This is a genomic window from Nocardia sp. NPDC058705 (assembly GCF_042749305.1).
Taxonomy (GTDB): domain Bacteria; phylum Actinomycetota; class Actinomycetes; order Mycobacteriales; family Mycobacteriaceae; genus Nocardia.
In genome coordinates, this window is record NZ_JBHYRN010000008.1 from 99689 (window position 1) to 122309 (window position 22621).

The 22621-nt window shown below is 65.9% G+C and carries 21 protein-coding genes; 6 read left to right on the plus strand and 15 right to left on the minus strand.

The genetic code is table 11. The features are described from left to right. Positions 1 to 125 precede the first annotated feature (125 nt). The 5 genes from ACFW6D_RS12685 to mftA form a co-directional block, all read right to left on the minus strand. On the minus strand, positions 126 to 1484 hold the full coding sequence (locus ACFW6D_RS12685; protein ID WP_379327645.1) for a GAF domain-containing protein: 1359 nt from the start codon (positions 1482 to 1484) through the stop codon (positions 126 to 128). A gap of 105 nt (positions 1485 to 1589) precedes the next feature. Then, positions 1590 to 2963, minus strand: coding sequence for a mycofactocin system GMC family oxidoreductase MftG (mftG, locus tag ACFW6D_RS12690; protein ID WP_379327647.1), 1374 nt, complete (start codon positions 2961 to 2963; stop codon positions 1590 to 1592). 10 nt (positions 2964 to 2973) lie between these two features. After that, complete coding sequence (gene mftF / locus ACFW6D_RS12695; protein WP_379327649.1) at positions 2974 to 4371, minus strand: mycofactocin biosynthesis glycosyltransferase MftF; 1398 nt, start codon at positions 4369 to 4371, stop codon at positions 2974 to 2976. Between the two features lie 130 nt (positions 4372 to 4501). Further along, the gene (mftC, locus tag ACFW6D_RS12700; protein WP_379327826.1) at positions 4502 to 5974 is read right to left on the minus strand and encodes a mycofactocin radical SAM maturase; all 1473 of its coding nucleotides are present in this window, start codon (positions 5972 to 5974) and stop codon (positions 4502 to 4504) included. 2 nt (positions 5975 to 5976) lie between these two features. After that, positions 5977 to 6081, minus strand: a complete 105-nt coding sequence (gene mftA, locus ACFW6D_RS12705; RefSeq protein WP_379327651.1) for a mycofactocin precursor MftA — start codon at positions 6079 to 6081, stop codon at positions 5977 to 5979. Positions 6082 to 6265: 184 nt separating this feature from the next. On the opposite strand from mftA, the gene mftR2 reads away from it, so the two are divergent. Both mftR2 and ACFW6D_RS12715 read left to right on the plus strand, forming a co-directional pair. Then, positions 6266 to 6898 carry a mycofactocin system transcriptional regulator MftR2 gene (gene mftR2 / locus ACFW6D_RS12710; protein ID WP_379327653.1) on the plus strand — a complete coding sequence of 211 codons (633 nt, stop codon included), beginning with the start codon at positions 6266 to 6268 and terminating at the stop codon, positions 6896 to 6898. Positions 6899 to 6938: 40 nt separating this feature from the next. Continuing rightward, on the plus strand, positions 6939 to 7994 hold the full coding sequence (locus ACFW6D_RS12715) for a 2Fe-2S iron-sulfur cluster-binding protein (protein WP_379327655.1): 1056 nt from the start codon (positions 6939 to 6941) through the stop codon (positions 7992 to 7994). Here the strand turns inward: ACFW6D_RS12715 and ACFW6D_RS12720 are convergent. Together ACFW6D_RS12720 and ACFW6D_RS12725 are read right to left on the minus strand one after the other, a co-directional pair. Then, on the minus strand, positions 7991 to 8758 hold the full coding sequence (locus ACFW6D_RS12720; protein ID WP_379327657.1) for a DNA alkylation repair protein: 768 nt from the start codon (positions 8756 to 8758) through the stop codon (positions 7991 to 7993). The two genes, ACFW6D_RS12715 and ACFW6D_RS12720, sit on opposite strands and share 4 nt — an antisense overlap. A 102-nt stretch (positions 8759 to 8860) precedes the next feature. After that, the gene (locus ACFW6D_RS12725; RefSeq protein ID WP_379327659.1) at positions 8861 to 9625 is read right to left on the minus strand and encodes a glutamate racemase; all 765 of its coding nucleotides are present in this window, start codon (positions 9623 to 9625) and stop codon (positions 8861 to 8863) included. On the opposite strand from ACFW6D_RS12725, the gene ACFW6D_RS12730 reads away from it, so the two are divergent. Continuing rightward, a complete protein-coding gene (locus ACFW6D_RS12730; protein ID WP_379327661.1) occupies positions 9609 to 9881 on the plus strand; it encodes a hypothetical protein in 273 nt (90 codons plus the stop codon). The genes ACFW6D_RS12725 and ACFW6D_RS12730 overlap by 17 nt on opposite strands. 224 nt (positions 9882 to 10105) lie before the next feature. Beyond that, positions 10106 to 10624 (plus strand): SRPBCC family protein, encoded by a 519-nt coding sequence (locus ACFW6D_RS12735; RefSeq protein ID WP_379327663.1) that lies wholly within the window; start codon positions 10106 to 10108, stop codon positions 10622 to 10624. 128 nt (positions 10625 to 10752) lie between these two features. On the opposite strand, the gene ACFW6D_RS12740 is transcribed toward ACFW6D_RS12735, so the two are convergent. Both ACFW6D_RS12740 and ACFW6D_RS12745 read right to left on the minus strand, forming a co-directional pair. Then, positions 10753 to 11952, minus strand: coding sequence for an NAD(P)/FAD-dependent oxidoreductase (locus tag ACFW6D_RS12740; protein ID WP_379327665.1), 1200 nt, complete (start codon positions 11950 to 11952; stop codon positions 10753 to 10755). 128 nt (positions 11953 to 12080) lie between these two features. Beyond that, positions 12081 to 13655: an MFS transporter gene (locus ACFW6D_RS12745; protein WP_379327667.1), complete on the minus strand. Its 1575-nt coding sequence runs from the start codon at positions 13653 to 13655 to the stop codon at positions 12081 to 12083. A gap of 103 nt (positions 13656 to 13758) precedes the next feature. On the opposite strand from ACFW6D_RS12745, the gene ACFW6D_RS12750 reads away from it, so the two are divergent. Next, positions 13759 to 14661, plus strand: coding sequence for a helix-turn-helix transcriptional regulator (locus ACFW6D_RS12750; RefSeq protein WP_379327669.1), 903 nt, complete (start codon positions 13759 to 13761; stop codon positions 14659 to 14661). 45 nt (positions 14662 to 14706) lie between these two features. Here ACFW6D_RS12750 and fusA (ACFW6D_RS12755) read toward each other — a convergent pair whose 3' ends face one another. Then, positions 14707 to 16785, minus strand: a complete 2079-nt coding sequence (gene fusA / locus ACFW6D_RS12755) for an elongation factor G (RefSeq protein ID WP_379327671.1) — start codon at positions 16783 to 16785, stop codon at positions 14707 to 14709. A gap of 272 nt (positions 16786 to 17057) precedes the next feature. Here fusA (ACFW6D_RS12755) and ACFW6D_RS12760 point away from each other — a divergent pair, with 272 nt between their 5' ends. Beyond that, the gene (locus ACFW6D_RS12760) at positions 17058 to 17489 is read left to right on the plus strand and encodes a PPOX class F420-dependent oxidoreductase (RefSeq protein ID WP_379327673.1); all 432 of its coding nucleotides are present in this window, start codon (positions 17058 to 17060) and stop codon (positions 17487 to 17489) included. 112 nt (positions 17490 to 17601) lie between these two features. Here the strand turns inward: ACFW6D_RS12760 and ACFW6D_RS12765 are convergent, their stop codons facing one another. The 5 genes from ACFW6D_RS12765 to rpsL form a co-directional block, all read right to left on the minus strand. Then, complete coding sequence (locus tag ACFW6D_RS12765; protein WP_379327675.1) at positions 17602 to 18051, minus strand: VOC family protein; 450 nt, start codon at positions 18049 to 18051, stop codon at positions 17602 to 17604. Between the two features lie 151 nt (positions 18052 to 18202). Beyond that, positions 18203 to 19393: an elongation factor Tu gene (gene tuf / locus ACFW6D_RS12770; RefSeq protein ID WP_379327677.1), complete on the minus strand. Its 1191-nt coding sequence runs from the start codon at positions 19391 to 19393 to the stop codon at positions 18203 to 18205. Between the two features lie 134 nt (positions 19394 to 19527). Then, positions 19528 to 21630, minus strand: a complete 2103-nt coding sequence (gene fusA / locus ACFW6D_RS12775; RefSeq protein ID WP_379327679.1) for an elongation factor G — start codon at positions 21628 to 21630, stop codon at positions 19528 to 19530. 33 nt (positions 21631 to 21663) lie between these two features. After that, positions 21664 to 22134 (minus strand): 30S ribosomal protein S7, encoded by a 471-nt coding sequence (gene rpsG / locus ACFW6D_RS12780; protein WP_056814216.1) that lies wholly within the window; start codon positions 22132 to 22134, stop codon positions 21664 to 21666. 1 nt (position 22135) lies between these two features. Next, a complete protein-coding gene (rpsL, locus tag ACFW6D_RS12785; protein ID WP_056814220.1) occupies positions 22136 to 22510 on the minus strand; it encodes a 30S ribosomal protein S12 in 375 nt (124 codons plus the stop codon). Between the last annotated feature and the right edge of the window lie 111 nt (positions 22511 to 22621).

Sequence of the window (22621 nt, forward strand, 5' to 3'; positions counted from 1 at the left end):
TTTCCGCTAAAAAAATCGGGCGGTTGTCCAGCAGGTACCCGCCAGTAGGCATGACCTGGGCGTGAGTGTGGGCTCCAACACATTGGTGATTCCTATGTGAGCCACCACACCTTCAGATGCGGAGACTATGAGCCGAAACGTTGCATCTGCGTTGCATCGGCGCCGATGCGCCGGTCGAGCACCCGGATCTTGGCTTCTATCTGCGCATACAGTGGGGAATCACGATCGACGGTGGCCCGGTACGCGGCCCACGCGGCGGCGTCGTCGCGCCCTTCGGCGCAGGAGGTCCAGCGGCGCAGCACGGCGGCATCGGGGACAGCGAGCACGGCGCTGCGCAAGCGAGTCCGCAGCTCGTCGCGGATATCGCAGATGCCGGGAGCCGACGAGCGCGGCAGCACGGGCCCGGTGTACATGCGCAATGCGGATGCGGTATCACCGGAGTCGAGCGCAGCCCTGAGCTCTTCCACATCGGTTGCGACATGCACGCGCAGACGGTAAGGGCGCGAACCGACCACCGAGGCGCCGATCACCGACCGCAGCCGTGACATCGCGGCGCGGATCGTGCCGTTGTCGAGATCGGTGTCGTCGAGCAGCAGCGCCAGATGATCGGCGCCGAGACCCTCGGGATGCTCGGTGAGCAACAGCAGGATCTCGGCATGACGCTGCGAAATCGACACCCGCTCCCCCGCGATACTCAACTGCGGTTGCCCGAGACCGAGGACGTCGAGGCCCAGCCTGGCCTGTTCGTCGTCGTCCCGGTTCGCCGGAACCGGAGTGCCGTGGCCGGCGCGCATCGCCCGCAGCACGAGGTCCATTTCGGCGGCGGTGGCGGCCGCTTTGACCAAGGCGAGGATTTCCGGCTTGGCCACCCGCATCCCGCCGGCAATCATCAAAACGCCGATCAGCCTGCCGTCGGGCTCGTGCACGGGGGCCGCGGCACCGGTGATCTGATGCATGCGATGCAGGAAATGTTCGGGTCCGTGGATCCAGGTGGCACGGCCGGTGCGCACGACAAGGCCGACGGCATTGGTGCCGATGCGGCGTTCGCTGAGATCGTCGCCCTCGCGCAGGCCGATCTCGGCGGCGGCCTCGACCTGTTCGGGATGGCCGTGTACGGAGAGCACGCGACCGAACTGGTCGGCCACGGTCACAATCAACCCGGCCTGCGACGCGTCCTGGACCAGCAGTTTGTCGATCAGCGGCATGAGCGCGGCGATCGGATGGGCATCGCGATAACGCTCCAGATCGGCGCCACGCAACCCGCGACCGTCGATGACGTCCGTCGGATCGACACCGCCGCGCACACTGCGCAGCCATGATTCGAGGACGAGCGGACGTAGTAGGCCGGCCAGCTGGGTCAGCTGTTCACCACCGGCACTGAGAAATCCATGGGCCTGTGCGGCATAGGCTTCCAGAGCACCGAGCTGTGCGCCCGACTCCGATGCCTGCCGTGGGGGCCTCCCACCTGCAAGATTGCTGACCATTTGCCTTTCTTTCCCGCTACAAACTGTACCGGGCACTTATCGGGCAAAACGCCAGAAGTCGGGGTTTGTCCCGCAGGTCACATCGTGGTATCGAATGTCACTTCGTCACATGACCATGTAGTCGGCTATGTGTGCGGCCACCATCACTGTGGTGGCCTGTGGGCCGCGGCGCAGCGGGACCGGGACGATCGACAGATCGGCGACTGTCAAGGTGTCGATGCCGTGCACGTTGCCGTGCTCGTCGACCACCGCTCGCGGGTCACTGGCTCGACCCATGCGACAGGTGCCGGAAAGATGTTGGGAGGTACCGAGGTTTGCCTGTAGCCAGGGGTCGTCGATGGGACCGATTCGTCGGCCGAGGAGGTCTGCGGTCAGCGCTACTCCGTCGCGCAGACGGGCTCGGTCTCGGTGGCTGCGGAGGTAGCGCTGGTCGATGTGGGCGGGGACGGTCGGATCGGCCGAGACCAGCGTCAGCTCGCCGGACGACTCGGGATGCATCAGCGCGACCCCGATTCGGCGACGACCCGGCGTGAATTTCTGGGTGTACGGGCGTAGTTCCAGCTCGCCCATTTCGAGGACGTATTCGAGCGGGACAGCGGGCTCGTCGGGCTTGTCATCGGGGAATTCGACGCCGATCTCGGGATGATCGGTGCACCACGCGCCGACCGGAGCGGGCCGCACGATCGGCACACCGAGTGCGCGCAGCAGCGGTTCGGGACCGATCCCGGATCGGATCAACAGGGCGGCCGACTCGATCGCGCCCGCGCACAACACCGTCCGATCGGCGTAGGTTCGCCCCCTCTCGCGACCGCGCGCCCACTCCACACCGAGCACCCGGGTTCCGCGCAGCAGTAGTCGAGTCACCATGGTTTCGCCGGTGACCGTGAGGTTGGGTCGATCGAGGGCTGGGAGGAGATGGGTGATCGCTGGGCCCGCGCGGCGACCTCGCGATATCGCCAACGGCACCGGCCCGAATCCGAATTCAGCGGTCGGTGCGTTGAGGTCAGGGATTTCGGTGAATCCCGCTGCCGCGCACTGTTGCGCGAACTCGGCACTGAACTCGGTGAACTCGCGGGTGCGCGAGATCGGAACGGGGCCGCCGTGGCCGGGGGCCGTGGCGAAGTCCTCGTCGGCTTCGAGGTCGCAGAACACGGGGAGCACTGATTCGAACGACCAGCGTGGGCCCGCTACCGCGCTCCACGCTGCGAAGTCGGCGGCTGGTGGGCGAATGAAGTAGCTGCCGTTGATCGCACCGGAACCTCCGATCAGCTTGCCGCGCACCAGGTTTCCCCGGTATCGCCACACGACTCGGGATTCGGGGCCGACCGGCAGGTGACCGGGGTCGAGTAATTCGGACGGCAGCGTCCGATACGTCGGTCCGGCTTCGAACACTCGCACCGAACGCGCCGGATCCGCGCTGAGCCGGTTGGCGAGGACGCAACCCGCCGAACCGGCTCCGACGATGAGAGTGTTCGTCACGCAGACGGATTCAGCGGGGTGGGACGCTCGGTTTGAGGGCTTCGAAGCTGCGGGCGCGGATGACGCCGAGCCACAGGCCCGTTCCGTAGGCCACGTCGTCGAGGCGTTTGTAGGCGACGTAGCGCAGGGGGTCGAGGCCGCCCGAATCGCGGTGGGTGAACCAGTCGGCCAAGCCGTCGGCCAGTGCCATCGTGATGGCGATCTTGCGGATTCGGCTCGACGCGATGACCGCGAGCAGTGTCACCGGCCAATAGTCGCGACACATCGCCGAGGCCAGGCGCCACATGCCGGCGAAATAGCCGCGGGCCAGGTAGACCGCCGCGATTCTGGTCGGGTTGTCGAGTTCGGTGAAGACCCGGCGCAGGCGGACCAGGGCCGTGGCGAGGGTGACGAGTCCGCCGAGCAGCCCCCATTTCGACAGGGTCGCGAACAGCAGACTGGCCAGGACGGTCCAGGACGGGACCGACAGCGGCGAGACCAGGCCCGAATGCCGTTTGCCGAGCGGCGCGGCACCGGTGCCGTAGAACAGTTTTCGCCCGAACCAGGCGCGGAAGGCCACGCGGTGATCGTGGGCGACGTGCGCGGCGGGCTCGTAGCGCAACCGCCAGCCCGCGCGTTCGAGTCGCCAGCACAGGTCGACATCCTCGGCCACCTGCATCGATTCGTCGAATCCGCCCTCGCCGAGCAGCGCCGCGCGCCGGGCAAGCAGTGCCGCGCTCGGCACATACGACACGATGCCGCGCGCGTGCACCGCCGACTCGCGACGGCCGAGGTCGAGGGAGGAGCGGGTGTGTTCGTAGCGGGCGAGCGCGTTGGATTCCTTGTCGAGCGCCACGATGCGCGGCGCGACCAGCGCGACCTGCGGATCGCTGAAATGTCCGAGCATGACCTCGAGCCACCCACTGCGCGGCACCACATCGGAGTCCAGGAATGCGACGAAGCCCGTTGTCGCCGCCTTCAATCCGGCATTGCGCGCGGCCGCGGGGCCTAGCGGGCTCTCGTGACGGATCACCGTTACCTGACCACGACCGGATCGCGGTGGGATGCGGACCGGCTCGTCGGAACCGTCGTCGACGACGATCACATTGTGTCCACGCAGCACCGCGAGCAGACGTAAGAGCCCGTCGGCATTGTTGTAGAGCGGGATGACGACGGTGACGTCGTCGAGGGACGGCTCCAGCCGTGGGCGCGGGTTGGCCACGCCGGAATCGAGCAGTCGGCGCGCGACGATCGCCGACCTGGTGTCGGTCACCTCCAGGTATCCGTCGCCGATCAACTCGGCGGCCTCCGGGGCCAAGCGCAGCATCCGTGCGGGCGATCCTCCGATCAGGATCCGACCCCCGGAAAATGCGCGCACCCGTGGATCGATCCGTACCCCGAAGCCGTCGGGCAGACGATCATGGCGCATTCCTCGCATGCTATTCGCAGTTGGCCCCGCAGACATCATCACCCCACAAAAAAGGACTAAAGTCTGCCTGAAATACGGCTGTGACCGGTTGCCGGACGCGTCAACAAGATCGGCAGCGCACTTCCGGCAACTAGAGCGGACTCTCGTTGCACGCCTTGGCCGGTGGCCGCTTCACGGTCAGCGGCAGCGACACCCTGGTACGGCTGCGCACCGGACGCGAGTGGTCGACGGCCGGGCGCGGAATGGTGCGTCCCGGTGCCGTCAGTGCCGCTTCGCCGTAGCCCTGCACGCACTCCGGGTCCGGCCCGTTGGCGGGCAGGCCGGTGAAGAATTTCGCGGCCATGCAGCCACCGCGGCAGGAGTCGTAGTGCGAGCACTTGGTGCAGGCGCCACCGTCGACCGGTTCGCGCAGTTCAGCGAAGAGCTGCGAGTCGGTCCAGACCGCGTCGAAACCGCCGTCAGCGACGATGTTTCCGGCCTTGAAGCGGTCATGGATGGCGAAGGGGCAGGCGTAGACGTCGCCGACCGGGTCGACCAGGCAGACCACGCGACCCGCACCGCACATGTTCAAACCCGGTAGGGCCGAGCCGAATGCGGACAGGTGGAAGAACGAGTCGCCGGTGAGGACACCCTCGCCGTTGGCCACGAGCCAGTCGTAGAGCTCGCGCTGCTGTTCGGGCAGTGGGTGCAGTTCGTCCCACACGTCGGCGCCGCGACCCGACGGGCGAAGGCGGGTCAGTCGCAGGGTGGCGCCGTATTTGTCGGCGATGGCCTTGAATTCGTCGAGCTGGGAGATGTTGTGACGGGTGGCGACGACCGAGAGTTTCGCGTCCTCGAAACCCGCGTCGTACAGATTCGACAGCGCCTTGATCGCGGTGTCGTAGGAGCCGGGACCACGCACGGCGTCGTTGACCGCGGCGTCGGCGCCGTCGAGGGAGATCTGCACGTCGACGTAGTCGCTTGCCGCCAAGCGCGCGGCGACCTCTTCGTTGATGCGAACGCCGTTGGTGGAGAACTTGACCCCCACATTGTGCGCGGTGGCGTAGTCGACCAGTTCCCAGAAGTCAGGGCGCACGGTCGGTTCACCGCCGCCGATGTTGACGTAGAAGATCTGCATGCGCTCGAACTCGTCGATCAGCGCCTTGCACTGTTCGGTGCTCAGTTCGTTCGGGTCGCGGCGGCCCGAGGAGGAAAGGCAGTGCACGCACGACAGGTTGCAGGCGTAGGTGAGTTCCCAGGTGAGGCAGATCGGGGCGGCGAGACCGGATTCGAAACGGTCGATCAGTCTGCCGCCTTCGCTGGCCTCGGTGACTTCCAAGGCTTTCGGGGCGGGAGCGACCGGGCCGGGCGATGCCACGATCATGTCGGTGTCGGCCAGCTGCTTCAGCGCGGCGACGTGGGTCTCGGAGGCGTCGATGCCCTTGGCACGCAGTGCGTCGCGCACCGAGGAGTGCGCGGGCAGCGACCGGACCACGTCGACGAGATCGCGGCTCTTGAGGAACGAGAGCTTGCGGGTGCCGAAGTGATACAGCAGGGCGCCGAAGGACTCCGGGCGCAACGAGACCCGCGGGTGCAGCGTCCAACGGGTGTCGAGATCGAGCATGGTCAGTACACGCCGCACATGCCGTCGATGCTGACCTCTTCGATCAGCGTCTCGGTGACCAGGTCTTCGTCGGATTCGACGGTCGCAGGGGTGGTGTTCTCGGACATGACTACCTCCAGTGTGTTGCCGGTCACCCCGGACCTTAACGTCAGTGACTGCCATAAAGAGTGGAATCGGAAAATCTTTCTCTGAGCACACGCCGCCCCCATCACGTGCGAACCCCTCTAGACTTCCGGGGGCAGGATGGGAAAAGGGCTGATGGCCCGGCGGCAGTAGAGGTGAGGCAGAGGCTTGCGTAACCATGGTGGGGCGGGCGCTAGTTCGACACTCTCAGAGGGCGAGATCGTTGACGCGGCACTCAAGGTGGTGCGCGAGGACGGTGTCGAGAAGCTCTCGATGCGACGGCTCTCGCGCGAGCTCGGGGTGTCGCCGATGGCGCCGTACTACTACGTGGCCGACAAGCGCGAGCTGCTCGATCTCGTCGCCAGCGCCGCGCTGGTCGGGGTGCGCAAGCCGCCGCGCGAGTCCGGTCCGTGGCAGCAGCGCCTGCGCGATCTGATCGATCAGATAGACGATAAACTGCGCACGCATCCAGGCTTGGGCGACATCTTGCTCGAGCAGATGCTCGGTAAGCAGCTCGACCTGATCGACGCCGTGATGGAGATCCTGTTCGACGCGGGCTTTTCCGACCGCAACGTGCTGGCCGCCTACGCGACCATCCACACCTACCTGTTCGGCCGCAGCAGAGTGAATCCGCGCGATCGTTCCGCGCCCGCGGACGTGCTGCTGCCCGAGGCGGTGGCCCGAGCCACGAAGTACATGTCCGACCTGCGCGGCAAGTACTCCTACGACTTCGGGATGGAGGTGCTGGTCGCCGGACTCGAGGCGCAGCTTGCTCTGCAGACACGTCCCGGCCTAGCATAAAATAACTGAAACACGTTCTAGTTTTGCCCGAGAGGACGACATGACCACAGTCGAGGTTCCGCACGGCTCGCGTTCAGTGGTGCTGCGAGTAGCCGCGGTGATCGCCGAAACGGCCGACACCCACTCCGTGGTCTTCGAGGTGCCCGCCGACCTGCGCGAGCGCTTCACCTACTCCCCCGGGCAGTTTCTCACGCTGCGCATCCCGAGCGACCAGACCGGGTCGGTCGCGCGCTGCTATTCGCTGGCCAGCTCGCCGTTCACCGACGACCTACCGAAGGTGACTGTCAAGCGCACCGAGGGCGGTTACGGCTCGAACTGGTTGTGCGACAACATCTCCGCCGGTGACCAGCTCGAGGTGCTGCCGCCGTCGGGTGTGTTCACCCCCAAGAACCTCGACGAGGATCTGCTGCTGTTCGGCGCCGGTAGCGGGATCACGCCGGTGATGTCGATCCTGAAGTCGGCGCTGTCACAGGGTGGCGGCAAAGTGGTGCTGATCTACGCCAACCGCGATGCCGATTCGGTGATTTTCGCCGATGAGCTGCGCGAACTCGTGGGCAAGTATCCGCAGCGGTTGACCGTTGTGCACTGGCTCGAGCCGCTGCTCGGTCTGCCCACCGCCGACATGCTGGCGGGCCTGGTCTCGCCGTATGTCGCCTACGAGGCGTTCATGTGCGGGCCGAAGCCGTTCATGGATCTGGTGCACGACGCGCTCGCTTCGCTGAATGTGCCGCGCACCCGGACCCACGCCGAGGTGTTCAATTCCCTCGCCGGTGATCCGTTCGAAGACCACGCGCCGGTCGCGGTGTCCGAGGCCGAGGCGGCCGACGCGGCCACGGTCGAGGTGGAGCTCGACGGGCAGGTGCACGAGATGTCGTGGCCGCGCAAGCAGACGCTGGTCGACATCATGCTCGACAAGGGTCTCGACGTGCCCTACTCCTGCCAGGAGGGCGAGTGCGGGTCGTGTGCCTGCACCGTCCTGGAAGGCAAAGTGGAGATGGCCAATTCGGAGATCCTGGATCCCGAGGACATCGAGAACGGCTACATCCTCGGCTGCCAGGCGCGACCGGTGACCGATCGGTTGCGGATCCAGTTCTAACGCATGGCCCGGTAGGCGGCACGCTGCTCGGGGTCGAGGTGTTCGGTCGCGTAACTCAAAGCGGTGCGGCCCAATTCGGGGGCATTGGCGTTGAGGAAGTCGGTGAGGGCCGCCGGGTCGACGCGCTTGCCCACTTCTCTGAGCATCCAGCCGAGTGCTTTCTGTATGAGGTCTCGGTGGTCTTCTTTGAGGATCGCGGCGAGTTCGAGGGTGGTGCTGGGGTCACCCGCCTTGATGAAGGCGAAGGTGGATAGCAGCGCGACCCGTCGTTCCCACAGTGAATCCTGTTGGGCCAGGTCGAAAAGCAGGGCGCGATCGTCCTTGTCGAGCAGCCAGGGTCCGATGATGTTCTCGGCGGAGGCGTCGACCAGATCCCAGTTGTTGACTCGGCCTCTGCGGACAGCCGCCAGGTAGAGGTCGACCATTTCCTCGCGGGCCTTGTCGTCGCGGGCGCGCGGTTTCGAGGCGTCGGCGAAGCGGGCGTTGAGGATGAACAGGGCGGCCAGGCGTTCCTCGTGCATAGGGCTGTCGAGGAGTTCGTCGATCTGCGCGAGGGGCAGTGTGGGGAACTGTTTCGCCACACGTCTGGTGGCGGGCACTCGGATGCCGAGGAAGATGTCGCCCTCGCCGTATTCGCCGGGGCCGGTTTTGAAGAAACGTTGCAGGTGATGCGCGTCAGTGGGGTTCGCCAGGTCGGCGAGGGTCTTGCGCACCTGTGCAGCGGTGGGAATCTCGGACACACGCACCTCCGGGTCGGGGTTCATTCAACACGGGGTGCGGTGACATCTTCGCGACGACCCCGTCGACTGTCCTGCTTGCCCACCTACTCGGGCTCAGACGGAGGTGGTCGGCGCCGACTCGGGCGATCAGGCGGGCAGCGCACCCAATAGTCGGCCGGATTCGAAAGTCGCCGCGCCGGTGGGCAATTCGCCCGGTCGTCCGCTGGTGCGGACGGTGACGGTGCCTGTGCCGGTGGTGGGGCGGCCGAGTTCGTCCATCTTGCGGACGGTTTGCGCGGCGACGGCCGGAGCGCTGTCGAACAGGCGCACGCCGTCGGGCAGGGCCGCGACGATGGCGTCGATGACCAGCGGATAGTGGGTGCAGCCGAGGACCACGCCCTCGACGTCGGCCGGGGTGCGGGCGGCGGAGTCGGCGATCGAGGCGCGGATCGCGGTGACATCGCCGCGGTCGATCGCGTCGGCCAGTCCGTGACAGGCGACCCCGACGACCTTCGCGTCACCGCCGAACCGGGTGATCAGGTCGGCTTGATAACGGCTGGCAGTGGTCGCCGCCGTCGCCCAGACCGCGACCGATTTACATTGTGCCGCTGCGGGTTTGATCGCGGGCACGGTGCCGATCACCGGGATCTTGTCGCCGACGGCCGCACGAACGTGGTCGAGGGCGGTGACGCTGGCGGTGTTGCACGGCAACACGACCACCTCGGCGCCGAGTTCGACCGCCTGGCGCGCGGTGCCGACAACTCGCTCGACGACCCACTCCTCTGGCTTCGGACCCCACGGTGCGTTGTCGGGGTCGAGCAGCAGCAAAAGGTCGACATCGGGCCGCAGCTTGCGCAACCACGCAGCCGTCGGCAAGAGGCCGAGGCCGGAATCGATGAGCGCGACGATCACTGCTACACCGTATTACAGGGCCGGAAATCGGCCCCTCGCGACCACAGTCGCGACCGGTTCAGACCGCAAGCTCGAGCTCGTCGAAACCGACGGTCACCGTGCGACGCCGCTGCTGGCGAACGCCGCCTTCCGGGTGGTCGAGCCCTTCGGCGAACTCCACCCGGAGCATCGCGAGCTCGACGTCGACATCAAGGACAACCCCGCTGAGACCGACGAACGGACCCTCTGGGAAATACACGACCTCACCGGCCGATAGTTCGCTACACCGCACACGGGTCACGATAATCGCGACCGCGGCGGACGACCGGGATCCGCGCAGGATTCAGGCGCTGCACTCATCCGCGAGGGCAGCGTCTGTGACGAATGCTGGTCAGCCTGACCGCCGTGGGCAGCACCCTAGCGGCTTGAACATCTGTGTGATACATATGTCTAATACGTTTGTCCTACCACCTCTCTCTGGTGGGCGCGAAAGGGCGCACAATGACTCGCCGCAAACTCACACTGGGCGCACTCGCCTTCCTCACCACAGTCGCAGCGATGCTCGTCACAGTCGGCTCGCTGCGTGATACCCACGTCATAACCGTGACCCGCACGACCGATGCGAATCCCGACGTCATGTGGGAACTGTGGAGTAATGTCCCCGCGCGCACCGAGTGGGACCGCGGTCTGGAGTACATCAATGTCGACGGACCGTTCGAAGCGGGCACCACCGGCACCGTCAAGGTCGAGGGTCAGGACCCGGTGCGGTACCAAATCGTCGACGTAACCCCGAAAGTGAACTTCACCGACCGATTCGAGAGCCTGCTCTGGACCCATACCGACTGGCACCACACCATCGAACGCCGAGCCGACGGACGCTACGACGTCACCTGGCGCTTGGAAACCAAGGGCCCACTGTCCCTGATCTCACTACCCGTACTGAAGAACATCTTCGGGGAGGAAGTGCCCACCGCCGTCGACGAATTCGTCGAACTGGCGGAGAGCAGAAGCTCGCACTGAGCCGAGACCGATGAGCGCGACGATCACGGCGTCCACTGTCCTTACAAGGCCGCGAGGCGACCACCGTGCAGCGGACTTGGTCAGGCGATCACCAGGCTCGCCATGGTTGCCTGGTGATCACTTGACCATTACGTTGTTGTGGCGAGGAGGTCGGCCACCGGGGTGGGATTGGCCAGCTTCGCGCGCAGTTTCATCACCTGGGGCGTCATGCCCGCGCCGAGAACGGCGGTGAGGATGCCGTCGCGGGAGTAGTAGGCGAGGAACTTGCGGCCGTCATCGGAGACGACGGTGACGTCGTCGTCGGGTGACGGGGTGCCGAGGGCCTGGATCTTGAGGTCGTACTGGTCGCTCCAGAAGTACGGAACGCGGGCCATAGTCGGAGGCGCACCACCGAGAAGGGCGGTGACCAGCAGTTTCGCCTGTTCGCCCGCGCTGGTCCAGTGTTCTACGCGCTTGCGGACGCCACCGCTGTGTTGCCAGGCGGCGACGTCACCGACTGCCCAGACGGCGTCGGCGTTCGTCCGGCCCACCTCGTCGGCGAGCACGCCGCCGCCCGCCGACCGCTCGGCCAGTTCGATGCCGGAGTCAGCCAGCCAGTCGGTGACAGGAACCGAACCCACACCCACCACGACCAGGTCGGCATCGATTTCGGTGCCGTCGGTGCAGACCGCGCCGCGCACCCGACCGGAATCATCGGCACGGAGAGTGTCGACGCCGACGCCGCAACGCAGGTCGACACCTTCGTCGCGATGCAGCCGCGCCACCAGAGCGCCGACCTGTTCGCCGAGGACCGAGGCCAGCGGGGTCGGCTGGGGTTCGATCAGGGTCACCTCGACACCGGCGGCGCGGAAGCTGGCGGCGAGTTCGCAGCCGATGAAACCGGCACCGATGATCAGCGCGCGATCCGCGCCGTCGAGTTCGGTGCGCAGGGTTTGCGCGTCCTCGTGCGCGCGCAGCACGTGCACACCCCCGACCTCGGGTAGACCGGGGAGCCTGCGCGGACGCAGACCGGTCGCGATGATCAATTGGTCGTAGGCGAGCGTGCTGCCGTCGGCCAGGCTGACGGTGCGCGCGGCGGTGTCGACGCCGGTTACCGCCGTCCCGAGGCGCAGCTCGATGTTCTTGTCCGCGAAGAACTCCGGCGGGCGAAGCGTGGTGTCGTCGGTCTCCCCACGCACGAACTGCTTCGACAACGGCGGACGATCATAAGGCGGCCGCGTCTCGTCCCCGAGCAACAACACCCCACCCTCATACCCCGCCCGACGCAGTTCCTCAGCCGTCCGCAGGCCTGCCAGCCCCGCTCCGACGATCACGATGGGCGCACTCATATGTGTCCTTCTGCTGTGCCACAGACCACTCCGGTCCTCCCCTGTTTCTACCAGTGCGCACGGCGCCATCGGGCCCCAAGTCGATACGGAACGCCCTATCCGCAACAACGACACTCAGCCGAGCGGAGTCACCCCTTCTCCAACGACGCCACATCCCCGGCGGTGACAACCTTCCCGAGCGTGACAGTCGGCAGTTCCGGCTCTCGGGTGACGAGCGCGAGCGCGGGGTCGGCGAACACCTCGTCGCTGTGACCCGCCGCCCGGCCGCGCAGGATGCGGATGGCTGTCAGACCGAGGGCGGCGTGCAGGGTAGCGGCTGTGGCGGCGACGACGTGTAGTCCGGTGGTGAAGGCGGCGCGGGCGTCCTCCAGGGTGGTGGGGGTGAGGGCGAGGTGGAGAGTTTCGGGGAGGGTCGGGGCGAGGTCGGGGCCGTTGAGGCGGAAGAGGGCGGCGGCTAGGGAGCCGAGCAGGGCAATGCCCAGGGCGTTGCCTAGTTCGTTGGCGGTTTCGGCCAGGGCTGCTGCGGAGCCTGCGCGTTCGGTGGGGACGGTGGGGACGGCGATGTCGGCGACGACGCTGAACGAGATGCCGTAACCGATGCCCGCGACGGCGGTTGCGGCGATGTACCAGCCGATACCGGTGCCGGTGCCGGTCGGCAACAGCAGTAGTAGGCCGGCCGCGATCGTGAAATGGGCGGTGATCAGGGCTGTCGAGTGGCCGATGCGGGTCACGACGGCGGGGGTGACGACGGCGGTCACGGTGAGGACGAGGGCGCCGGGGACCGCGAGGAGTGCGGCGTCGGCGATGGACAGGCCCAGGACGGATTGCAGGTAGGTGGCCGTCAGGTAGGCGGTTGCCGACCAGGCTGCCAGGGGCAGGAACCCGGTGATGATCGCGATGGTGAAGACGGGGTTGCGGAAGAGGGTGAAGTCGATCAGTGGGTTGTCGATGCGTCGTTGCCTGCGACCGAACACCGCGAGCAGCGCCACACCCGCCATGCCGAGAACCATCGGCCCGGCCGAGAAGGCCTCCGCGGCAACATGCTTCACCGCATACATGCTCAGCAGCAGACCGGAGGCCGAGGTGAGCACGCTGACTATATCGACGCCGACACCGCCGCTCCCTCGCACCTCACCGAGCAGGATCGGCGCCAGCACCAGGAACACCAGCACCACGGGCACATTGATCAGCAGCACCGACCCCCACCAGAAATGAGTCAACAGCTGACCGGCGACGATCGGGCCGATCGCGAAACCCGCGGCGAAGGTGGCGGCGAAGATGCCGATGGCTTGGGCACGCTTGCGTGGGTCGGTGAACAGGGTGCCGAGCACGGCGAGCGCCGACGGCAACAGCGTCGCACCGGCCACACCCATCAGGACGCGGAAGGCGATCAGCAGTTCGGGGCTGGTGGCGAAGGCCGCTCCCACCGAACCGAGGCCGAAGATCGCCGCGCCGATCATCAGTAGGCGTTTGCGGCCGTAGCGGTCGCCGATGGTGCCGAACGCGATCAGCAGGGAGCCGACCGCGAAGCCGTAGCTGTCCAGGATCCACAAGGATTGGTCGGCCGAGGGTGACAGGGCGTCGGTGATGGCGGGCATCGCCAGGAACAGCACCGAGCCGTCCATCGCGACGAGCAGCACGGGGCCGAGGACCACCAGCAGGCCGAGCCAGGAGCGCAGCTCGGTGTTTCGGGTTCGATTCATGCCACTCACCCTGCGATCGGACGGCGGCGGCAACCAGACCCCTGACGTGGGTACACCTGGGCGAGGTACGCAGGACCCACCCCTGGTGCCTACGATGGGAAGGATGGAGTTGGAAAGCCTCGGAACGTTCCTCAAGTCCCGCCGCGACCGCACCACCCCGGAACGGATCGGCCTACGCACCTTCGGCGTCACCCGCCGGGTGCCGGGTCTGCGTCGCGAGGAGCTGGCTCAGCTCGCCGGCGTCAGCGCCGGGTACTACACCCGCCTCGAACAGGACCAGGCAGGCACCGTCTCCGCGCAGGTGATCGACGCCCTCGCCCGGGTACTGCAGCTCGACCCCGCCGAGACGACCCACCTGCACAATCTCGCGGGCCAACCGTCGGTCCCCCGGCTGGTCAGAGACGAACCGGAGCAGCCACACCCTCGGGTCCTCACGCTGCTCACCTCACTCGGTGACACGATGCCCGCCGTGGTCCTCGGCCGCCGCGGCGATGTGCTCGCCTGGAATCGTGCGGGGCACGCGCTCGTCGCCGAGCACCTCGATTTCACCGCGCCCGACGATCCCGCGCAACGCCCGTCGATTCCGCGACTGTTCTTCCTCGATCCGCACGCCAGGGACCTGTACCGGAATTGGGACGAGCTCGCCCGCATCCACGTCGGCTACCTGCGACTCACCGCGGGAAGGTACCCCACCGACGGGCATCTGGCCGAGCTGATCGGCGAACTCTCCATGCGCAGTGCGACTTTCGCGACATTGTGGGCCGCTGCGGAGGTCGCCGATTGCACTGTCGGACCCATGGATCTGCGTCATCCGACGGTCGGGCGGGTCGATGTCGACTATCAGGTGTGGTTGCAGCCCGACAGTCCCGACCACCGGCTCGAGATCTACACCGCGCGCGATGAGAGTTCGGCCGATGCGCTGCGCCTGCTGACTGCCGGATCCGCCAGGGCACAACAGCTTCCGGCGATGGTCGACTCCGAGGCATCGGACGGAACCCACACCTAGACCGACGAACCGGTGACGCCGCGTATACGACGCCACCGGTTTCGATCAGCTACCCGCGATGATCGCCCCTGCCGCACCCGGTGGCACCGGGGCGTAGGAGTCGAACACCATCGAATAGTTCGCTCGGCCACGGGTTTTCGAGCGCAGATCCCCGATGTAGCCGAACATCTCCTGGAGCGGGGTCAGCGCGCGGATGACATGCGCGCCGCCACGTTCGGTGAGCTCGGTGACCCGGCCACGGCGGGCGTTGAGGTCACCGATCACCTCACCGACGTACTCCTCCGGCGTGACGACCTCGACGGCCATCACCGGTTCGAGCAGTACCGGTTTCGCCTTCGCGATCGCCGCGCGCACCGCCGCCGCGCCCGCGAGACGGAACGCCAGTTCCGACGAATCCTGCACGTGAGCGGCGCCGTCGAGCAGCGTCACCTTCACGTTCACCAGGGGGAAGCCGGCGAGCGTGCCGACGCGCAGCGCGTCTTGCGCGCCCGCGTCCACCGCGGGGATGTACTCCCGTGGCACACGTCCGCCGGTGACCCGGCTCTCGAATTCGTAGATCGCGTCGTCATCGGCCACGTGTGGCGCCAGCGCGATCACCACCTTGGCGAACTGCCCGTGCCCACCCTGTTGCTTGCGGTGGGTGTACTCGAACAGATCGACTGCGGCGGTGATGGTTTCGCGGTAGGCCACGCGTGGGGCGCCGATGTCGGCGTCGACCCGGAACTCGCGTTTCATCCGGTCGACCAGGATTTCCAGGTGCAACTCGCCCATGCCGCCGATGACCGTCTGGCCGGTTTCGGCGTCGACGTGCACGGTGAACGTCGGGTCCTCGTCGGCCAGGCGAGCCAGGGCGGTGCCCAGTTTGTCCTGGTCGGCGCGGGTCCTCGGTTCGATCGAGACGGCGAGTACGGGGTCGGGGAACGTCATCGACTCCAGCACGACGGGGGCTTCCCGATCGCACAGGGTGTCGCCGGTTCCCGTCGCCTTCAGTCCGATCACGGCACAGATCTGCCCGGCCTGCACCCGCTCGACGGCGATCTCGGTGCTCGAATGCATCTGGAACAGTTTGCCCAAACGCTCCTTTCGTCCATTGGTCGAATTCATTACGGTCGCACCGGGTTCGGCAGTTCCCGAGTACACCCGCAGGTACACGAGCTTGCCGAAGAACGGGTGCAGCGCAACCTTGAACGCCAGGGCCGCGAACGGCTCGGCGATATCGGGCGCGCGGTGGATGTGCTCACCTTCCGGCGAGAATCCGTGCACAGCAACGACATCCAGCGGCGACGGTAGGTAGTCGACGACGGCGTCCAGCAGCGGTTGTACGCCGATGTTGGCCAGTGCCGAGCCGCACAGGACCGGGTAGGCCTGCGCGTCGATCGTCATCCGCCGGATGGCGGCCTTCAGCATGTCGACGGCGATCGGCTTGCCTGCGAGGTAGCGTTCCAGCACTTCCTCGTCGGCTTCGGCGACCGCCGCCTCCAGCGCCTCGCGATGCTGGAAGGCCTTGGCACGCAGGTCGTCCGGGATCTCGATGGTCTCGAAGTGGGTGCCACGGTCGGTGTCGCCACGCCACACCTTCGCGGTCATCTCGACCAGGTCGATGATTCCCTCGAACTCGCGTTCGGCACCGATCGGCAGCTGAATCACCAACGGGCGCACCCGGAGTCGCTCCGCGATGGTCCGCACGGTGAACGCGAAATCGGCACCGAGCTTGTCCATCTTGTTCACGAAACAGACGCGCGGGACGCCGTACTTGTCGGCTTGGCGCCACACCTGCTCCGATTGCGGCTCAACGCCTTCCTTGGCGTCGAACACCGCGACCGCACCGTCGAGCACCCGCAGCGAACGCTCCACCTCGACGGTGAAGTCGACGTGGCCAGGGGTATCGAGGATGGTGATCTGGTGTTCGTTCCACCAGCAGGTGGTCGCCGCGGCCGCGATGGTGATGCCGTGTTCGCGCTCCTGGATCATCCGATCCATCACCGCGGTGCCGTCGTGCACCTCACCGAGGGTGCGGGTGACGCCGGTGTAGAACAGCACCCGTTCGGTGGTGGTGGTCTTGCCCGCGTCGATGTGGGCGGCGATGCCGATATTGCGTATTCGGGCGAGATCGATTCTGGTCATGGGAATCCCCCAGGCTGGTTCTTGTCGATGGATCGACGCTCGCCTGTTGGGCGTTCCGGGAACGGCACGGGCGTCGGATCACGCGGCGCCGCACCGGCGCCTCATGACCCGATGCGAACTAGAACCGCGACTGCGGAAGTGCTGTAACCATGGGTCAAGTTCTACGCGACCGATTGCTCGCTGTCGACAGGATTTTCGCGCTCCGGGCATAAACGCGCGCACACCACGGTTCGTCCCAACGAGCAGCCCCCGCCACCTCTAGGAGCCCACGGATGCCCGAAACCGCACTCGACCTGCACGCCCTCATCGCCGACTCCCGCATCGGCATCCTCGCCACCATCAAATCCGACGGCCGCCCGCAACTGTCCCCCGTCACCCCGTACTACGACCGCGAGGCGGGCATCATCTATGTCTCGATGACCGAGGGCCGCGCCAAGACGGTCAACCTTCGCCGCGACCCACGAGCCGCCCTCGAGGTCACCAGTGCCGACGGCTGGTCATGGGCCACCGCCGAAGGCACCGCCACCCTGACCGGCCCCGGCACCGACCCGAACGGTCGGGAGGTCGAGGCGCTGGTCGACTACTACCGCGCAGCCGCAGGCGAGCACCCCGACTGGAACGAGTACCGCGAGGTCATGGTCTCGGACCGCCGAGTACTCATGGCGCTGTCCGTCGAGCACGTCTACGGCGCCAAGATTCGCTGAGTCAGGCGTTCTCCGAAAGGAATTCGGTGATATCCGGCGCGCACCGCGTCTGCTCCAACGCGCCGCTTCGCTGGCTTGACCCCGAAGACGTAGTACTTGCCCGGCGCAGTCGCTACTCGTCAGATGCCGTTGATGTGAGTGCTTGGGCGAACATGATGAGGATTCCACTCGGCCCGCGCAGGTAGGTGAGCTTGTAGACGCCTTCATAGTTGGCCACGCCGCGGAGCGGGTGGTGACCGTGCCTGGCTGCGATCGCGAGGGCGTCGTCGATGTCGTCGACGGAGAAGGCGATGCGGTGCATGCCGATCTCGTTCGGCAGCGTAGGTGAAGTGTCGATTGCCTCGGGATGGATGTACTCGAACAGTTCGATTTGCCCGGAGCCGTCCGGAGTTCGGAGTACTGCGATCTTGGCATGATTGCCGTCGAGACCGACAGCGGTGTCGGCCCACTCGCCGCTGACCGTGTCGCGGCCGAGAACCGTGAGACCGAGGTCGGAGAAAAACCTGATCGTGGCCTCGATGTCGCGGACGGCGATGCCGATGTTCTCCAGCTTGATGGTCATCTGTGGGTTTCCTTCGATTGGTTTATACGCCAAACGCTACCGACCCCCACCGACAACCACGATGGCCTCGCCGGTCCTGCCCACCGAACGCCGAACGGCGTCGCTCCCGGGGGAGCGACGCCGTTCAGGTTGTGCAGTGGGTCTTACAGACTCACTTGATGATCTTCGTGACGCGACCGGCACCGACGGTGCGGCCACCTTCGCGGATCGCGAAGCGCAGGCCTTCGTCCATGGCGACCGGCTGGATCAGCTTGACCAGCATCTCGGTGTTGTCGCCGGGCATGACCATCTCGGTGCCCTCGGGGAGGGTAACGACGCCGGTCACGTCCGTGGTACGGAAGTAGAACTGCGGGCGGTAGTTGTTGAAGAACGGGGTGTGGCGGCCGCCCTCGTCCTTCGACAGGATGTACGCCTGGCCCTCGAACTCCGTGTGGGGAGTCGTGGTGCCCGGCTTGACGACAACCTGGCCACGCTCGACATCTTCGCGCTTGATGCCACGAACCAGCAGGCCGACGTTGTCGCCCGCCTGGCCCTGGTCGAGCAGCTTGCGGAACATCTCGATACCGGTAACGGTGGTCTTGGTCGACTTCTCCTTGATGCCGACGATTTCCACCTCCTCGTTCACATTGACGATGCCGCGCTCGACACGACCGGTGACGACGGTGCCACGACCGGTGATCGTGAAGACGTCCTCAACGGGCATCAGGAACGGGAGCTCGGTCTCGCGGACCGGGTCCGGGATCGAGTCGTCGACGGCCTGCATGAGCTCGACGATGGCCTCGGCCCACTTCGCGTCGCCCTCGAGGGCCTTCAGACCGGAAACGCGCACGACCGGCGCGTCCTCGTCGAATTCCTGCGAGGCCAGCAGTTCGCGGACCTCCATCTCGACGAGCTCGAGGATTTCCTCATCGTCGACCATGTCCGACTTGTTCAGCGCGACCAGGATGTAGGGCACGCCGACCTGACGGGCGAGCAGCACGTGCTCGCGAGTCTGCGGCATCGGGCCATCGGTGGCCGCGACGACCAGGATGGCGCCGTCCATCTGGGCCGCACCGGTGATCATGTTCTTGATGTAGTCCGCGTGGCCCGGGGCGTCGACGTGCGCGTAGTGGCGCTTATCGGTCTGGTACTCGACGTGGGAGATGTTGATCGTGATACCACGAGCCTTCTCCTCCGGCGCCTTGTCGATCTGATCGAACGCGAACGCGTCGTTCAGATCCGGGAACTTGTCAGCCAGCACCTTGGTGATCGCTGCAGTCAGCGTGGTCTTGCCATGGTCGACGTGACCGATGGTGCCGATGTTGACGTGCGGCTTCGTCCGCTCGAACTTCGCCTTCGCCACTTTTGGGTCCTCCTGGACTTGTTGTGCGTGCATTTGCAGCAGTGCGTGTGTCATCCCCACTGGCCGCGGGGATCGGGGTATTACTTGACGCCCGGCACTTGCGGTCCAGTGTGCCACTGGACCGCAAGAGGGTTTTATTCGCCGGTCGCCTTGGCGATGATCTCCTTGGACACATTGGCCGGAACCTCTGCGTACTGGGCGAACACCATGGAGTAGTTCGCGCGACCCTGGGTCTTGGACCGCAGGTCACCGATGTAACCGAACATCTCCGAGAGCGGAACCAGCGCCTTGACGACACGGGCACCACTGCGTTCCTCCATGGCCTGGATCTGGCCACGGCGGGAGTTGAGGTCGCCGATCACATCGCCCATGTATTCCTCGGGCGTGATGACCTCGACCGCCATGAGCGGCTCGAGGATCACCGGACCGGCCTTACGGGCCGCTTCCTTGAGGGCCTGCGAACCCGCGATCTTGAACGCCATTTCCGAAGAGTCGACGTCGTGGTACGCGCCGTCGAGCAGGCTGACCTTCAGGTTCACCAGCGGGTAGCCGGCGAGCACGCCGTACTGCATGGCATCCTGGGCGCCCGCGTCGACCGACGGGATGTACTCACGGGGCACGCGACCACCGGAGACCTTGTTCTCGAACTCGTAGGCCGCGCCGTCTTCGCCGACGAACGGCTCGAGGGCGATGATGACCTTCGCGAACTGGCCGGAGCCACCCGTCTGCTTCTTGTGGGTGAACTCGTGCTTTTCGACCTTCTTGGTGATGGTCTCGCGGTAGGCCACCTGCGGCTTGCCGACGTTGGCCTCGACCTTGAACTCGCGCTTCATACGATCCACGAGGATGTCGAGGTGGAGCTCGCCCATGCCGCCGATGACGGTCTGGCCGGTCTCCTGGTCGAGCTTGACCGAGAACGTCGGGTCTTCGCGGGCCAGCTTCTGGATCGCGGTGCCGAGCTTTTCCTGGTCGGACTTGGTCTTGGGCTCGATCGAGACCTCGATGACCGGATCCGGGAAGGTCATCGACTCGAGGACGACCTGGTTCTGCGCGTCGGACAGGGTGTCACCGGTGGTGGTGTCCTTCAGGCCGATGACCGCGTAGATGTGGCCGGCCGAAGCCGTCGCGACCGGCATCTCCTTGTTGGAGTGCATCTGGAACAGCTTGCCCAGACGCTCCTTCTTGCCCTTGGTCGAGTTCACGACCTGGGCGCCGGAGGCAACCTGACCCGAGTACACACGCACGTAGGTGAGTTCACCGAAGAACGGGTGCACCGCGATCTTGAACGCCAGGGCCGCGAACGGCTCGTCGACGTTGGGCTTGCGGGTGACCAGCTCTTCTTCCTTGTTGGGGATGTGGCCGGTGGTGGCCTCAACGTCCAGCGGGGAAGGAAGGTAGTCGATGACCGCGTCGAGCATGGGCTGAACGCCCTTGTTCTTGAACGCGGAACCGCACAGCACCGGGTACAGCTCGGAGTTGACCGTCATCTTGCGGATGGCGCCCTTGATCTCCTCGATGGTGAGATCCTCGCCACCGAAGAACTTCTCGAGCAGTGCCTCGTCGGACTCGGCGACGGTCTCGAGCAGTTCCTGACGGTACTGCTCGGCCTTCTCCTTGAGGTCGGCCGGAATCTCGACGACTTCGTACTCTTCGCCGAGCTTGGTCTCGCCCTTCCAGACCTTGGCATTGTTCTCGACCAGGTCGACGATGCCCTCGAAGTCGTTCTCAGCGCCGATGGGCAGCTGGATCACGAGCGGACGAGCGCCGAGACGGTCCTTGATGGTCTGCACGGTGAAGTAGAAATCCGCACCGAGCTTGTCCATCTTGTTCACGAAGCAGATACGCGGCACGTCGTACTTGTCGGCCTGACGCCACACCTGCTCGGACTGGGGCTCGACACCCTCTTTGCCGTCGAACACCGCGACCGCGCCGTCGAGGACGCGCAGCGAGCGCTCGACCTCGACGGTGAAGTCGACGTGCCCGGGGGTGTCGATGATGTTGATCTGGTTGTCTTTCCAGAAGCAAGTGGTAGCCGCGGAGGTGATGGTGATACCACGCTCCTGCTCCTGCTCCATCCAGTCCATCGTGGCCGCGCCGTCGTGAACTTCACCGATCTTGTACGTGATACCGGTGTAGAACAGGATGCGTTCGGTCGTGGTGGTCTTGCCCGCATCGATGTGGGCCATGATGCCGATGTTGCGGACCTTGTTCAGGTCGGTGAGCACGTCCTGTGCCACGAAATTCTCCCTTTTAAGTGACGGGCCGGACTATCACCAGCGGTAGTGCGCGAAGGCCCGGTTCGACTCGGCCATCTTGTGGGTGTCTTCGCGACGCTTCACAGCGGCACCGAGGCCGTTGCTGGCATCGAGGAGCTCGTTGGCGAGACGCTCGACCATGGTCTTCTCGCGACGGGCGCGGGAGTAGCTGACCAGCCAGCGCAGCGCCAGGGTGTTGGCGCGGCCCGGACGGACCTCGACCGGCACCTGGTAGGTGGCGCCACCGACACGACGGGGCTTCACCTCGAGGGCGGGCTTGACGTTGTCCAGCGCGCGCTTGAGGGTGACGACCGGATCGGTGCCGGTCTTCTCACGCGCCTGCTCGAGGGCACCGTAGACGATGCGCTCGGCGGTGGACTTCTTGCCGTCCATCAGGATCTTGTTGACCAGCTGAGTGACCAGCGGGGACCCGTAGACCGGGTCGTTGATCAGCGGACGCTTGGGTGCGGGGCCCTTGCGTGGCATATCAGCTCTTCTCCTTCTTGGCGCCGTAGCGGCTGCGCGCCTGCTTGCGGTTCTTCACGCCCTGGGTGTCGAGCGATCCACGGATGATCTTGTAACGGACACCAGGGAGGTCCTTCACACGACCGCCGCGAACGAGCACCATCGAGTGCTCCTGCAGGTTGTGGCCTTCACCGGGGATGTACGCCGTGACCTCGATCGCGCTGGTCAGGCGAACACGCGCGACCTTACGGAGCGCGGAGTTCGGCTTCTTGGGGGTGGTGGTGTACACGCGAGTGCACACGCCACGACGCTGCGGGCTCCCCTTCAGGGCCGCAGTCTTGGTCTTGGTGACCTTGTCGCGGCGACCCTTGCGGACCAGCTGGTTGATGGTTGGCATAGACCGGCTTTCCTTATTGGTAATTGCGCTTGGTGTGCAGTGTCTTGCAGTTCATCGAGCTTTCACCCGCACGTCAGACCACGTTTCCGTTAACCCGTGGTCGGGCGTGTC